Genomic DNA, 14,752 nt, shown 5'->3' with positions numbered 1-14,752 from the left:
CTAAAAAATGGCAAAAATTATTGCAATCAATGCAGGTAGTTCTTCGTTGAAGTTTCAGTTATTCGAAATGCCTAGCGAAGAGGTAATTACAAAAGGACTAATTGAAAGAATTGGTCTGAATGATTCAATTTTTAATATAACGGTTAATGGAGAAAAAATCGAAGAAGTCACTGATATTCCCGATCATGATATTGCAGTTAAGATGCTATTGGATAAATTGACTTCATTAGGTATTATCGAATCTCTTAATGAAATTGAAGGAATTGGACACCGCGTCGTCCACGGAGGAGAAACTTTTAACGATTCAGCTTTAATTACCGATGAAGTTTTAGCTAAAATTGAAGAGTTATCAGAATTAGCTCCATTGCATAATCCAGCAAATGCTACTGGTATTAAAGCATTCAAACAGGTTCTTCCTAATGTACCGGCAGTTGCTGTGTTCGATACAGCCTTTCATCAAACAATGCCTGAGAGCTCTTTTCTATACAGCTTGCCATATGAATACTATAAAAAATATGGAATTCGTAAATATGGTTTCCATGGAACAAGCCACAAATATGTGTCACAGCGTGCGGCAGAATTATTAGGGCGCCCGATTGAACAACTTCGTTTACTCTCCTGTCACCTAGGAAATGGAGCAAGTATCGCTGCGATTGAAGGCGGCAAGTCTATTGACACATCTATGGGATTCACACCGCTGGCAGGGGTAACCATGGGGACCCGTTCAGGGAATATTGACCCAGCGCTTATTCCTTATATCATGGAGAAAACCAATCAAACAGCTGAAGAAGTGCTTGATGTGTTAAATAAAAAGAGCGGTATGCTAGCTGTTTCTGGTTTTTCAAGTGATCTTCGGGATATTATTGGTGAAGCTGACAAAGGAAATGAGCGTGCAGAGCTTGCCTTGGATGTGTTTGCTAATCGTATTCATAAATATATCGGTTCATATGCTGCTCGGATGTATGGCGTAGATGCGATTATTTTCACAGCTGGTATTGGCGAAAATAGTGACCCAATTAGAGAACGTATTTTAAAAGGCTTAGAATTTATGGGTGTATATTGGGATCCTGCTTTAAACAAGGTAAGAGGAGAGGAAGCATTTATCAACTATCCTCATTCCCCAGTTAAAGTAATCATCATACCTACAAATGAAGAGGTTATGATTGCCCGTGACGTTGTTCGTTTAACACACTAAGGTTAATTTTAGGTAATTTTATATTCAAGGAAAAGGCAAAAGCTCTTATTGTGGCTTTTGCCTTTTTTCAGTCCTGTTTTAATGTGATATACTGGAAAAAGATACAATGAGCAGGAGGGATTACATTGCCATTGACGGACCGTGAACTAGTTGTTCTGAATGAAATTCGCTCATGGGAAAAAAACTTATTAAGCTATGAAGCCAATGATTTTCAGTTACTCTATGAAAAGTATTTGGAACGATCTTTTTCTTTATTACCGGAAAAGATTCAAAGGCAATTTTTTTCCGTAATCGATGGTTGGTTATTTCATTTACATAGTATTATTCAAGGTTCACAGCTTCAAATGGATGCAAAGGAAAGAATACTGGGATCAGGAAGAATCTTCCGAAAAGATATAGAGAATATCGCAGACCTGCGAAAATTGGATATTGACCAATTACAATACATAGCGGAGCAGCAAATTGCCAGGCATCGCCTCTATTCCTTTACCCAAGGCGGACTTTCTGGGACGGGAGGTACGCTTTTGTTAGGGGCAGATATTCCGGCAATGGCAGTGATAAATCTGCGGGTGGTTCAATTGATTGCGATGACCTACGGATTTGAGGTGAATACCCCATTTGAAATGATGACGTCTTTAAAGGTATTCCATACCGCCACATTGCCGCCGAGAATCCAAAAAGAGGGCTGGGCTTCTTTGATCGCGGAATTAGAGCAGCAAGAAGAGTTATATTTTTATGAGGGCAATGAGAAAATTTCTGATATTTCTTGGCTGGAACAACCGATCCAGCAGCTGTTTAAAGCAATGGTGATTATGCTGTTCCGGAAAAAAGCAATCCAAGGTATACCACTTGTCAGTATGGCCATTGGCGCTGCAACCAATTATCAATTAACACGCAAAGTTACGGACTTTGCCCACAAATATTATCAATTGCGATATCTTAAGGATAAAGAGGTGTCATAAAGATGAGTACCCAAGAACATAAAAGTGAGGCACCAAAGGCTGTCAATTGTATGGTCATTACTGTTAGTGATACAAGAAATCAGGAAACAGATAAAAGTGGCCGGTTAATGATCGAAATGCTTGAAGATGCAGGACATATAATCGTGGATTATTGTATTGTGAAAGATGAATCGGGACCGATCCAAGGTGAAATTCTTAAAGCCTGTAGCAGAGAAGAGATCGATGTGATTCTTACGAATGGCGGAACTGGAATTGCCAAGCGGGATGTAACCATCGAAACGGTTAAAGGGCTGTTAGAGAAAGAAATAATCGGCTTTGGGGAATTGTTTAGAATGCTGAGTTACGAGGAGGATATAGGCTCTGCAGCCATCCTATCCAGGGCAATAGCTGGTGTTGTTAAAGACAAAGCTGTATTTTCAACTCCAGGCTCTACTGGAGCAGTAAAATTAGCAATGAACAAATTAATTCTTCCTGAGATTGGACATGTCGTTAGAGAATTGAAAAAAGACCTATAAACATAAAAACTCCCTCTTGCAGGGAGTTTTTATTGATGAACTTTTGTGGAAACGGTTTGATCTGCACGGTACCAGAGCCATAAATCATTAATGATAGAAGCAAGGTCCGCTATTTCAGTATTCAACTTACACGAAAGGGGAAAGTCACTTTCATCAGAAAGCTTAGCCTGTTTATGATTAATTTCCTGTTCGAGTTCAGCAATCCGATCGGGAATAGATCCGCGAATTTTTTCCCAATGAAGCAAGATAAACTGCTGCGTTTCCTTGCTGTATTCATCCCACTCAACCATTAAATCCGGCACAGGAATTCCAAGACGTTCATCAAAATAAAAATGATCCACCATATGTCTGCCTCCAATTTCAATTTCGCTATAGTAGAAATGGTGTCAGGCACCATCTTAAAATAATTGTTTTAATTGTACTATAGATAGAAAGATCATTCACGATAATATATTTAACTTTTAACGAAAAAGCACGGGCGGTGAGCGCCGTGCTTTAAAATATATAAAGTTTATTCAGCATCTTTTATGGTTCGAACGATTAGAACATCGCAAGGTGAGTAACGAGTGATATGTTCTGAAACACTTCCGATAAAGAATCTTTCCACCACATTCATTCCGGTAGCCCCGCAGAGGATTAAATCTACATGATGTTTTTTGGCTATATCTCTAGGGATGCGAATTTTGGGAGAGCCGTACTCAATCTCATATTGAACATTTGTTAATCCGGCTTCAACAGCTTGCTGTTGATACTTTTCGAGCATTTCTTTTGCTTGTGTTTCTGTTCGGTCACCAATAACCGTATCATATGCTTCAACTAAGGCAAAAGTCCTTGTATCGATTACATGAACGAGTATCATACGTGCATCATTTCGTTTGGCGATTTCTACCCCTTTTTTGAATGCCCACTCTGCTTCTTTTGACCCATCAATAGCGACTAAAATATTTCGATATTTAAGTCCCATGATTATCATCTCCTCACCTTGATTATACAATATTTAACAACGAATAATTGTTTCAATTTTTCGAACAATAATGAAGTAACATAAACAAAAGGGGGGTATGAAAGTATGGTAAAAGGTGAATCAAAGAACAAGTATACGTTTGAATTTGACGAAAAGGGGACAATGGAGGTAAGCCAGCAGATTTTGAACTCTTATAATAGCGGATTTATAGGTGAAGGAACGGCACTTGCAAACAATAGTGATTTTGCTGCTGTTGAGGAATAAAAGTTGAGTTTCTGACAAAAAGCTGTCTAAATTAGGCAGCTTTTTTGTTTTGGTAACCAAACCTTGTAATAGAGGTAGTCATATGTCCTTGGAAAATAAGCTATAAAGGGCATTTACCCAAGAGCTTATTGGTAATCTTGCATATTCTTTAGTGTGTCAACTATAAAAAGAGGAGAATGAACAATGACAACTGAAATGTATGGAATAAATACGGGAGATGAAAGACTCCACCATGGGTTTGGCCACTTTGGAGGCTTCGGTCATTTTGGAGGTTTTGGCCGCCCAGGCTTCGGCTTCGGTCGTCCGGGCTTCGGATTTGGGTTTGGTCGACCTGGCTTTGGCTTTGGCAGACCCTTCGGTTTCGGTTTTGGCAGGCCGTGGGGATGGGGATGGGGCCTTGGCGGTTTTGGGCTGCCATTTTTAGGTGGCTTGGCAGCAGGTGCCTTATTAACAGCACCATATTTATATGGTTATGGATACCCGTATTTCGGTTACCCGTACTATTACCCATATTACCCATATCCTTACTTTTATTAATAGTAAGAAAAGAAGAGGCGGGGACCTCTTCTTTTTTACATAGAAAAACCAGCTTCACTAGAAAGCTGGTTTTATAAAACAATTATGTAGCCGCATTTGCCGTAGAGATATAAGAAAGTTTTAAACCACCACTCCTCAAAGTGGGTGTTCTCAGAAACGTTCCTGCGTGTCCTCCATGTCCTATAGACAGAGGCATGTCATTTCCGCTTCGATAGTTAAACTCCCTTTTACAGCTTAAAGGTTAAAACTTTATTATGATTACGTACAACGCAGCTTGTATTGTTATAATACATCAAATCCTTACAGAGTTCAATGTAAAAAGGTCCCAAATTTTATTTAATAATTTGCAGCTCTTTTGGGAAATTAGTAATCACTTTTGCTCCATCCGCCGTAATATACACATCATCCTCAATACGGACGCCAGCAACTTCTGGGACATAGATACCGGGTTCAATGGTATAAACCATACCTTCTTCGATTATCAACTGATTGGTCTCTGTTAATGACGGATATTCATGGACACTAATCCCAAGACCATGCCCTAAGCGGTGAGGGAAAAACTCCCCGTAACCGGCATCTGAAATGATTCGTCGTGCGGTAAGGTCCACCTCTGCAGCGCTCACCCCAGGTTTACTAGCGGCTATCGCAGCAAGTTGAGCCTTCAAGACCGTATCATAAATTTCTTTTTGCTTATCGTTAATATCTCCATACGCAACCGTTCTTGTAATATCGGAGCAATACCGGTCAACCACAACACCTAAATCAAACAAGACGAGATCGCCTTTTTTTATTTTAGTTCCTCCTGGGGTACCATGAGGAGAAGCAGCATTTGCACCTGTTAGAACCATGGTTGAAAACGACATTTCGGTTACGCCCTTTTGTTTCAGTGCGTATTCCAAAGCATTTAGTACATCAAGTTCTGTTTTTCCTTCTTTAATTTCACTAGCACCAAACTGAACAGCGAAATCTGCCAGCGCACAAGCTTCTTCAATGATTTTTAATTCCTGTGCATCCTTAATCATGCGAAGCATCCGTAATTTTTCTTCTGCCGATACGAACGAAGCGTGCGGAAACAAACTTAAAAGCCGTTCATAGCGCTCAACGTTCATATGTTCTTTTTCAATTGCAGCCTTCGAAACTTTATGAATTCTTTTATTGATCGAGTTTAGTATCAGTTCCCACGGATTTTCAATGTCACTGTATCCGATAATCTCATGGGCCCAGCCAGACCGTTTCGCATCATGCACTTCCATAGAAGGGCATACCAAAAATGGCTCCTCTTCTTGGAATACTGCAAGTGCGAGAAGTCTTTCATGCGGGTCAGTATAATAGCCGCTTAAATAAAATACATTTTCTGAAGAGGTCAAAAAACTGACTTCAATTTCATTTTCCTTCATCCAAGTTTGAAGCTTTACTAATCGTTGATTCATATTAGGGGACCCCCTTGTTAAATATCAAATCCAAAATGAGCGTAACAAGATTAATGGTGAATGTAAACTATCATACCTTATCATGCACTAAAAAGAAGCAGTTATGGGTATAAAGTAAGAAGGAATTCCTAAATTCTTAGGGAAATACTTAGAAAAGGTTATGTTGATTTTTTAGCCTGTTGATTAGAGAGAAGCCGCCTGGAGCGGAAATCAACATTCAAATTAACACAGCCTATAAATAAAAAGGAGTAGGTAAGAATGAGAATATCTTATCATGGGCATTCAGTTGTTCAAATTAATACGGCAGGAAAAAATATCATCATTGACCCGTTCATTACAGGCAATTCCTTAACGGACTTAAAGGCGCAAGATGTGAAAGTCGACGCGATAATATTATCACATGGCCATAATGACCATGTCGGTGATACTGTAGAGCTGGCCAAAAGGAATAACGCGCTTGTAGTGGCCACGGATGAATTATCTACGTTCTTAAGCTGGCAGGGCGTAAAAACACATGGTATGCATATCGGAGGTTCCTATCAATTTGATTTTGGCAAAATAAAGCTGACCCAGGCCTTCCATGGCTCAAGCTATACCACAAATGATCATCAAATCGTGTATTGCGGAATGCCTGCTGGAATCTTGTTTATGAGTGAAGGGAAGACCATTTACCACGCAGGTGATACTGCACTTTTCTCCGATATGAAATTAATTGGCGACCGTCATCCAATCGACCTTGCCTTCCTGCCAATTGGTGATAACTATACAATGGGTCCAGAGGATGCTGCCTATGCGGCCGAACTGTTAAGAGCTAAAACAGTGGTTCCAATCCATTACAATACCTTCCCGCCAATTAAACAAGACCCGAATCAATTTCTTGAAATGCTCCCTAATAAAAATGGACTCGTCCTCGCACCAGGTGAGGCAATAGAAATTTAATGGTTCTTTAGGTTTTCACATACTTTTTTTCCTACCTCTAGCATAAAAATGAAACAAGCAGTCTTTTAGGGAGGAAATGAAAATGAAAAAGAACCGATATCTACTCTGTTTATTGTTTGCGGCCTTTATGCTCTATTTTGCTGTACCTAGATTGTCAATTAACCTTGACAACACACAAGGGATCTTTTCCTTAACATGGCTGGCTTTTGCATTAGTTGTCATTGCAGGGAATCTAACAGGTATCCTCTATAGTCCAAAGAAATCGTTGCGAAAAATGCAGTCAGGACGTGTAAAGAAAAAGTCCCGTTCCTACCATTAATCCTTCTTTATTTCCTTAGGAGATTTCAAGGCTCCTAGCAAGCAGCGCCTCAAAAAAGGCGCTCTTTGCATTTAAATTGTGAGAAACCGCATTGAATCAAGACTTTTAACACTCTATAATGGAAAATAGACATAATTCCGGTTTAAGACTGGATGAATTGGAATTCAAACAATAAAGGGTGAAGGTCTTGGCTACTAAGCATGAACAAATTTTGCAATACATTGATGGACTTCCAATTGGGGAAAAAATATCAGTGCGGCAAATCGCCAAGGCGATGACCGTAAGTGAAGGAACGGCCTACAGAGCGATAAAAGAAGCTGAAAATAAAGGATATGTCAGCACGATCGAACGGGTTGGCACGATTAGGATTGAGCGAAAAAAGAAAGAAAATATTGAAAAGCTTACCTTTGCCGAAGTCGTAAATATTGTGGATGGGCAGGTATTAGGCGGAAGAACTGGTTTGCATAAAACCCTAAATAAGTTCGTCATTGGCGCGATGAAATTAGAAGCCATGATGCGCTATACAGAGGCTGGTAATCTCCTCATTGTCGGAAACCGGACACAGGCACATGAGCTTGCCTTAAAAGAAGGAGCCGCTGTTTTAATTACTGGTGGATTTGACTGTGAAGAGCATGTGAAAAAGCTGGCCGATACTATGGAATTACCGGTCATTTCAACTAGTTATGATACCTTCACGGTAGCAACGATGATTAACCGGGCCATTTATGACCAATTAATCAAAAAAGAAATCATTCTAGTAGAAGACATTTTAACACCGCTTGATGAAACCTATTATCTCAAAACTTCAGATAAAGTGTCCAAGTGGCATGAATTAAATCAAAAAACCACTCATAGCCGCTACCCTGTTGTCGACCAAAACATGAAAATTCAGGGAATGGTCACAAGTAAAGATATACTGGGTCAGGAATTAGAGACATCGATTGATAAGATCATGACAAAAAATCCAATGGCGGTTAACGGAAAAACAAGTGTCGCCTCAACAGCCCATACAATGGTTTGGGAAGGGATAGAGGTCTTGCCTGTTACCGACGATTCCAATCGTCTTGAGGGAATTATCAGTCGTCAAGATGTATTAAAGGCCCTGCAAATGAATCAGCGCCAGCCCCAGGTTGGTGAAACAATTGACGATATCATTACCAACCAAATGGCTTTAGTCCAAGGGAAAGCTAAAGGAGAAGAAGTTTACTCCTGTGAAGTAACACCCCAAATGACTAATCATCTCGGAACCATTTCATATGGGGTATTTACCACAATTGTGTCTGAAGCGGCAAATCGGATTTTGCGCAGTTATAAAAAAGGCGATTTGGTTGTAGAGAATATGACAATTTACTTTTTAAAACCGGTTCAGATGGAAAGTACTTTAGAAATTATTCCTAAAGTGCTGGAAGTTGGCCGTAAGTTTGGAAAAGTAGATGTAGAGGTTTTTAATGAAAGTGTGTTAGTGGGTAAAGCGATGATGATGTGTCAGTTAATTGATCGGAATTAATCTTGAAGGTTGATTTCCGCTCCAGGCGGCTTCGCTTTCCGCGGGCGTGCCGGGGAGCCTCCTCGGCGCACCTGCGCCTGTGGGGTCTCCGCTGCCCCGTACTCCCGCAGGACTTTGAATTTGCATCCTCGAATCCGCCCACGCACGAAGGAAATGCGATAGCATTTTCGAGGAGTCTTCGCCGCCTTCCGCTCCAATCAACATGCTGAAAATCAACATTATCCCTTAACACAGTCTAATTAAAAAGAAAGCCGCTTCCTTTTGAGAAGCGGCTCGACTTATTTTTGGGCTTCAAGACTATTAGCCTCTTCAATAGCAAACGGAAGGTAATGCTTATATTTTTTGAAGCCAATCCAGCTAAAGTAAGCACCATAAATAGTAAAGATGGATGCAATAATGTATGATGTGGTAGTCTCGGATATAAAGACAAGATGATTAATGCCAAAGAAGCAGACAAAAAGGCCAAGTGCAATATTTGATTTTGCGGAAAGCCATTTCTTTTCTACCTGACGGTTGCTTCTAATGTATTTTGTTTTATAAAATAAGTAGAAAGCAAATAAAACGACAATCAATACAACGAGTACAAACATTATTCAATCCTCCATATTTCTTGAGATCTTCTACTATTTTATCGTGGATTGAAAAAAAAAGCCATAATTGGTACATAAGGAGCAGTGTCATGATTGAGCAAATTTTAACAGCGATTAAACAATATGAAACGATTATTGTTCACCGTCATATCCGTCCAGACCCGGATGCATACGGGTCACAAGGTGGATTAACTGCAATATTAAAGGAATCCTTTCCAGAGAAAAAAATCTATGCCGTAGGTCAAGAGGAAGCAACGCTGAATTTCTTGCGCAGGCTTGATGTAATCGAGGACGAGGTTTATAAAGGGGCATTAGTGATTGTTTGTGATACGGCCAATCAGGAAAGAATCGATGATCATCGCTATACATTGGGGGATAAATTGATTAAAATCGACCATCATCCTAACATGGAACCGTATGGGGACTTATTGTGGGTCGACACCACTGCTAGTTCCTGCAGTGAAATGATCTATGAATTCTATCTAAAAGGTAAAGAATCGGGATTGAAAATGAATGACGAGGCGGCAAGGTTATTGTTTGCCGGTATTGTTGGTGACACGGGTAGATTTTTGTTCCCAAGTTCAACGGAAAAAACATTTGCATATGCAGGTGAATTAATTCATTACAATTTTTCACGGACTGAACTTTTTGACAGAATGTACGAGCTAGATCCTAAGATTATTAAATTACAAGGTTATATCCTGCAGAATTTTGTCCTTCAGCCAAATGGTGTGGCTTCTGTTAAGATTACCAAGGATTTATTAAAAGAGTATGACGCGAGACCAGCTGAAGCATCTTTACTTGTTGGATCACTTGGAGAGGTAAAAGGGATAAAAGCGTGGGTCTTTTTCATTGAGGAAGACAAACAAATCCGGGTAAGACTCCGCTCTAAGGGGCCTGTGATCAATGTAGTCGCAAGGAAATTTAACGGCGGCGGACATCCGCTTGCTTCGGGTGCAACGATTTATTCATGGGACGAAGTGGAACAAGTCGTTACGGAATTAGGGAAAGTTTGCAATGCATATTCCAACTAGTCTCAAGCAGGAAAACGGCCCGTTTTCAGGGCCGTATGTCTAGCTGCAGCGCCTAATTAAGTGCTGCAGCCTTGCTTATTCAAAATGAATTTCTAATTGGATGGTTAAGTTTGTATAGATAACCATTTCTTTCACTTTTAACTTGTATCTTTTATCATTAATTTTTACTTGTTTGTTTTCAATTATTTTTTTGAGTAAGTCCTTACTTTTATATACGGTTTCGATATCTTTGGCGAGCATCATACTAATATCATCGTGAACCGAATCTTCTGTTTCTAGAACACTCAACGAGTCTAGCTTATATTTTTCGGCGTTTGTGATTTTAATATTTATTTTCTGGACCGTAAGCTGTTCAATATTGCGCCGATTGATTTCTTTATACTCATCCTGCCAAATCTTTTTCTCGTTATTTAAATCAACAATTTCCTGCTGCTGCTTCCGGATTAACTCCGTGTTCTCTTCCTGCCAAACACCGTTAATATATAGAAAGATACACCAGCTAATCGCTCCGCCAACAGCGGTTCCGGCAAAAAAACGCTGCCAGCCGGGTTTACGATATAATTGCGGGACTCTCATGATGAGATATGCTCCTGGGTTAACCAATTAATAATAAGCGCACCTGTTTGCGCCCCGCCTAAGGCAGAAAGGATGAGCAAGAGTTGTTTAAAAAGATCCTTTGTATCCGCGTTAAATATACCTCTTTCAAACGTGTAAACTGCATCAAATGTTCCGCCAATTGCTGAAACAATTGCCCAGATCCTAAGTGCGGAGGATAATCGGTAGACGGTCGTAAGTGGTGGTTGTCCAGTTAAGAATGAAGCAATCCCTCCAATTAAGGAACCGCCAAGCACGACTCCTAGCGCGATAAAGTAGCCCTCAATAAAAGCCGGAAAAAAACCAATCTCTTTCATGCGCAAACCGCCCTTACAAATTGTTATATTCATGTATATGGACAAGAGTCTGGGAATATGAGTTGGCAAAAAAATAAGCCCCTGTTCAAGGTGCTTCCGCTTTTCGATAAAAACAGAACATATTTTCTTTTTTCTCGTTAAGCTCTATAATTAAATAAATGAAATTTTTTTAAGGAACGGTGTGACATTATGTCTTTTATTCACCTTCATGTATATAGTGCCTATAGTTTGTTGACAAGCACGGCATCTGTCCCGGATTTAATTGAAAATGCCAAAAGAAAAGGGTTTAAAGCCCTTGCTCTGACGGACCGAAACGTCATGTACGGAACGATTGAATTTTATAAACTCTGTAAGAAAAATAACCTTAAACCAATCATTGGTCTAACGGTAGATGTTGAAAGCGAACGGTCAGAAAATGAAGCCTATCCACTTGTTTTACTTGCCGAAACAGAAGAAGGGTTTAAGAACTTATTGAAAATAACAAGTGCGGTTCAAACTAAGTCTAAAAATGGTCTTCCGTTTAAATGGCTTAAATCTTATTCACAAGGGCTTATCGCCATTTCTCCAGGTTTAGAAGGGGAAATCGAACAGTCACTTTTAAACGGCAATGAGGAATATGCACGAAGATTAATCCTTAGACTGGATCAGATATTCGGAAACGGCAACTTCTTCTTATCTGTGCAGCAGCATCAGCTAGAAGATGAAAAAAGGATATACAAACAGTTTCTTACGATTGCTAACAAAGAGAACATACCACTTGTAGCTACAAACAGAGTCCATTATTTAGAAAAAGAAGATACGTTTGCACACGAATGTTTACTGGCGATTAAAAATGGCGATAAACTTCAGGATGAGCATAGAGAAAAACTAGATAGCGACCAGTTTTATTTAAAAAGTGCTGAAGAAATGGTTGATTGCTTTTCAGAACATCCCCAAGCCTTAGAAAATTCCTTGAATATCGCCGCACGTTGCACCGTAGATATCGAACTTAATAAAACCTATTTACCGGCATTCCCAACCGAGCATGGTGTTCCCGCGGAGGAGTTTCTTGACCAATTATGTGAAAAGGGATTGTATGAACGGTTCTCTAACCCGGATAAGGAATATTTAGACCGTTTGTCCTATGAACTTGCTGTAATTAAGCGGATGAAATTTAGTAACTACTTTTTAATTGTTTGGGATTTTATGAGATATGCACGCGAGCATGGTATTTTAACAGGACCAGGACGAGGTTCAGCGGCAGGTTCACTTGTTGCGTATGTTTTGTATATCACAGACGTAGATCCGATTAAGCATGAGCTATTATTTGAGCGTTTTTTAAATCCTGAACGGGTATCGATGCCTGATATTGACATCGATTTCCCTGATCATCGCCGGGACGAGGTGATCGATTACGTTGCTAAAAAATATGGGGAAATGCATGTTGCTCAAATTGTTACATTTGGAACACTCGCTGCAAAAGCGGCTTTAAGAGATGTCGGCCGAGCGTTTGGTTTAAATGCGAAAGAATTGGAGTATTTATCAAAATTGGTTCCGTCCCGCTTAGGTATTAATCTGGACGCCGCTTATAAAGAATCAGAACGATTGAGAAAGTTTGTGAAGGATACTCCGCTAAATCAAAGATTGTTTGAGACAGCTATCAAACTTGAAGGCCTGCCGCGCCATACTTCCACACATGCTGCTGGTGTGGTCATTAGTGAGAAGCAGCTGGTGGAGCTAGTCCCGATTCAACGGGGGTCCGGAGATGTTTTCTTAACCCAGTACTCAATGGAGTATCTTGAGGAGATTGGCTTACTGAAAATGGACTTTCTCGGTCTCCGAAACCTTTCGCTTATTGAAACGATTTTATCTTCTATTTATCGAGATACGGGCAGGAAGGTTGACATACGGCAGATACCACTGCAAGACGCTAACACGTTTGACTTACTGGCCAGAGGTGAAACCACAGGTATATTTCAGCTTGAATCAGAGGGTATGAGGAAGGTGCTGACACGATTAAAACCTTCTCGCTTTGAGGATATTGTGGCAGTAAATGCCTTATATCGTCCAGGCCCAATGGAAAACATTCCGCTCTATATCGACCGGAAACATGGCAGGGCGGCCGTAGATTATCCACACCCTGATTTGGAGCCCATTTTAGCGAATACTTATGGAGTCATTGTCTACCAAGAGCAAATCATGCAGATTGCCTCCAAAATGGCCGGATTTTCCCTTGGTGAAGCAGACTTGTTACGCCGAGCGGTAGGGAAAAAGCAAAAAGAAGTATTGGACAAAGAGCGCTATCACTTCGTTCAAGGGGCATTAAAGAAAGGTTATACAGAAGGACTTGCAAATGAAATATATGATTTAATTGTCCGATTTGCAAACTATGGGTTTAATAGGAGCCATGCGGTCGCCTATAGTATGATTGCCTACCAACTAGCATTCTTAAAAGCCAACTTTCCGGTGCATTTTATGGCGGGCCTTCTTACCTCTGCGATCGGGAACGATACAAAAATTGCTCAATATATCATGGAAACGCGGCAAAAGGAGATCAACGTTCTTCCCCCATCCATTAATCAAAGCAAATACTCCTTTCAGGTAGAAAGAAATGGAATCCGATATAGCCTGGCAGCCATAAAAAGTGTGGGCGGTGCAGCTCTAAAGGAAATTTTTCAAGTTAGAAAACGGAAGAGGTTTGAAGACTTATTTGACTTTTGTATTAGAGTTTCTTCTAAAGCAGTAAACCGAAAAACACTTGAATATTTAGTTCATTCCGGTGCGTTTGATGAATTTGAAGAAGATCGTGCTGTTCTTTTAGCCAGTTTGGATGTAGCGATTGAACATGCCCAAATCTTTAAGCCGAATGAGGATGAACAGTTTGCCTTATTTGAGGACGACATGATACCAAAGCCAAAATACGTCCAAGTGGATCCTATTAGTCTCGAAAATAAATTGACCTTTGAAAAAGAGGCGCTGGGTTTCTACCTATCTGACCATCCCATCTCCATTTATGAAAAAAGGCTTAAACTAAGTGGTGCCTTGCTGTTATATCAATTAAGCCCGGAAGTAAAAAGGGCTGCTTCGGGTGTCTATATTTCAGCGATGAAATCGATTCGTACAAAAAAGGGAGACTCGATGGCCTTCTTAACCATAAGTGATTCGAGTGGTGAGATGGAGGCTGTGGTATTTCCAAATGTATATAAAAGGTTTCAGGTATTATTGAAACAAGGAAGCTTTGTGCTTCTTGAAGGGAAATTGGAAGAAAGAGAAGGTCAATTGCAATTTATTATTCAGCAGGTGTTTGATATAGAACAATGGTTACAAAGCAATTCTAAAACGCAAGCTGTTTTATATTTAAAAGTTTCCGCTGGTATGAAGGATGAAGCATCACTAAAAAAAATAAATCAGCTATTAAAAGAAAATAAAGGAAATGCCCCCGTTATTGTCCATTATGAAGATAACGGGAAAACATTTAGGTTAGGTGATGAGTACAGGGTGAAACCTGAACAGAATGTACTGCAGAAATTAAGAAATATCCTTGGTTCAGAAAACGTGGTCCTAAAGGAATAATTCTTTACAACTTCCCTAGATATGTTATAGTGG

The 14,752-nt window shown here is 40.0% G+C and carries 16 protein-coding genes and 1 other RNA gene; 10 read left to right on the top strand and 7 right to left on the bottom strand.

The features are described from left to right. The first annotated feature begins 7 nt into the window (after positions 1 to 7). The 3 genes from L1999_RS23165 (at position 8) to L1999_RS23155 (ending at position 2,672) form a co-directional block, all read left to right on the top strand. Positions 8 to 1,195, top strand: a complete 1,188-nt coding sequence (locus L1999_RS23165; RefSeq protein WP_235740699.1) for an acetate kinase — start codon at positions 8 to 10, stop codon at positions 1,193 to 1,195. 125 nt (positions 1,196 to 1,320) lie between these two features. Further along, positions 1,321 to 2,157 (top strand): EcsC family protein, encoded by an 837-nt coding sequence (locus L1999_RS23160; RefSeq protein WP_235740698.1) that lies wholly within the window; start codon positions 1,321 to 1,323, stop codon positions 2,155 to 2,157. Positions 2,158 to 2,159: 2 nt separating this feature from the next. After that, complete coding sequence (locus L1999_RS23155) at positions 2,160 to 2,672, top strand: MogA/MoaB family molybdenum cofactor biosynthesis protein (RefSeq protein WP_235740697.1); 513 nt, start codon at positions 2,160 to 2,162, stop codon at positions 2,670 to 2,672. A 29-nt stretch (positions 2,673 to 2,701) separates the two neighbouring features. Here L1999_RS23155 and L1999_RS23150 read toward each other — a convergent pair whose 3' ends face one another. After that, entirely contained in the window at positions 2,702 to 3,016 is a 315-nt protein-coding gene (locus L1999_RS23150) for a hypothetical protein (RefSeq protein ID WP_235740696.1), read from the bottom strand. 167 nt (positions 3,017 to 3,183) lie between these two features. After that, complete coding sequence (locus tag L1999_RS23145; RefSeq protein WP_235740695.1) at positions 3,184 to 3,636, bottom strand: universal stress protein; 453 nt, start codon at positions 3,634 to 3,636, stop codon at positions 3,184 to 3,186. Between the two features lie 105 nt (positions 3,637 to 3,741). On the opposite strand from L1999_RS23145, the gene L1999_RS23140 reads away from it, so the two are divergent. Both L1999_RS23140 and L1999_RS23135 read left to right on the top strand, forming a co-directional pair. After that, positions 3,742 to 3,900: a hypothetical protein gene (locus L1999_RS23140; RefSeq protein ID WP_215044111.1), complete on the top strand. Its 159-nt coding sequence runs from the start codon at positions 3,742 to 3,744 to the stop codon at positions 3,898 to 3,900. Between the two features lie 195 nt (positions 3,901 to 4,095). Further along, the gene (locus L1999_RS23135) at positions 4,096 to 4,437 is read left to right on the top strand and encodes a hypothetical protein (protein WP_235744437.1); all 342 of its coding nucleotides are present in this window, start codon (positions 4,096 to 4,098) and stop codon (positions 4,435 to 4,437) included. An 83-nt stretch (positions 4,438 to 4,520) separates the two neighbouring features. Here L1999_RS23135 and ssrS read toward each other — a convergent pair. Next, positions 4,521 to 4,716, bottom strand: a non-coding RNA gene (gene ssrS / locus L1999_RS23130) — 6S RNA. Between the two features lie 53 nt (positions 4,717 to 4,769). Further along, a complete protein-coding gene (locus L1999_RS23125) occupies positions 4,770 to 5,867 on the bottom strand; it encodes a M24 family metallopeptidase (RefSeq protein ID WP_235740694.1) in 1,098 nt (365 codons plus the stop codon). Positions 5,868 to 6,125: 258 nt separating this feature from the next. Between L1999_RS23125 and L1999_RS23120 the strand changes: the two genes are divergently transcribed. The 3 genes from L1999_RS23120 (at position 6,126) to L1999_RS23110 (ending at position 8,632) form a co-directional block, all read left to right on the top strand. Continuing rightward, complete coding sequence (locus tag L1999_RS23120) at positions 6,126 to 6,806, top strand: metal-dependent hydrolase (protein WP_235740693.1); 681 nt, start codon at positions 6,126 to 6,128, stop codon at positions 6,804 to 6,806. Between the two features lie 82 nt (positions 6,807 to 6,888). Further along, entirely contained in the window at positions 6,889 to 7,125 is a 237-nt protein-coding gene (locus L1999_RS23115; protein ID WP_235740692.1) for a hypothetical protein, read from the top strand. Between the two features lie 187 nt (positions 7,126 to 7,312). Beyond that, a complete protein-coding gene (locus tag L1999_RS23110) occupies positions 7,313 to 8,632 on the top strand; it encodes a CBS domain-containing protein (protein ID WP_235740691.1) in 1,320 nt (439 codons plus the stop codon). A gap of 278 nt (positions 8,633 to 8,910) precedes the next feature. Here L1999_RS23110 and L1999_RS23105 read toward each other — a convergent pair whose 3' ends face one another. After that, positions 8,911 to 9,222 (bottom strand): YtpI family protein, encoded by a 312-nt coding sequence (locus L1999_RS23105; RefSeq protein ID WP_235740690.1) that lies wholly within the window; start codon positions 9,220 to 9,222, stop codon positions 8,911 to 8,913. Between the two features lie 89 nt (positions 9,223 to 9,311). On the opposite strand from L1999_RS23105, the gene L1999_RS23100 reads away from it, so the two are divergent. Beyond that, the gene (locus L1999_RS23100; RefSeq protein ID WP_235740689.1) at positions 9,312 to 10,256 is read left to right on the top strand and encodes a DHH family phosphoesterase; all 945 of its coding nucleotides are present in this window, start codon (positions 9,312 to 9,314) and stop codon (positions 10,254 to 10,256) included. 75 nt (positions 10,257 to 10,331) lie between these two features. On the opposite strand, the gene ytrI is transcribed toward L1999_RS23100, so the two are convergent. Beyond that, positions 10,332 to 10,832: a sporulation membrane protein YtrI gene (ytrI, locus tag L1999_RS23095; protein ID WP_235740688.1), complete on the bottom strand. Its 501-nt coding sequence runs from the start codon at positions 10,830 to 10,832 to the stop codon at positions 10,332 to 10,334. Beyond that, complete coding sequence (locus L1999_RS23090; protein ID WP_215044096.1) at positions 10,829 to 11,167, bottom strand: sporulation membrane protein YtrH; 339 nt, start codon at positions 11,165 to 11,167, stop codon at positions 10,829 to 10,831. Before L1999_RS23090 ends, ytrI begins: the two co-directional genes overlap by 4 nt. A 189-nt stretch (positions 11,168 to 11,356) precedes the next feature. Here L1999_RS23090 and dnaE point away from each other — a divergent pair, with 189 nt between their 5' ends. Next, a complete protein-coding gene (dnaE, locus tag L1999_RS23085; RefSeq protein WP_235740687.1) occupies positions 11,357 to 14,719 on the top strand; it encodes a DNA polymerase III subunit alpha in 3,363 nt (1,120 codons plus the stop codon). The last annotated feature ends 33 nt before the right edge of the window (positions 14,720 to 14,752 follow it).

This window comes from Neobacillus drentensis, assembly GCF_021560175.1.
Lineage (GTDB): Bacteria > Bacillota > Bacilli > Bacillales > Cytobacillaceae > Neobacillus > Neobacillus drentensis_A.
This window is presented reverse-complemented; position numbering and strand designations above follow the sequence as displayed.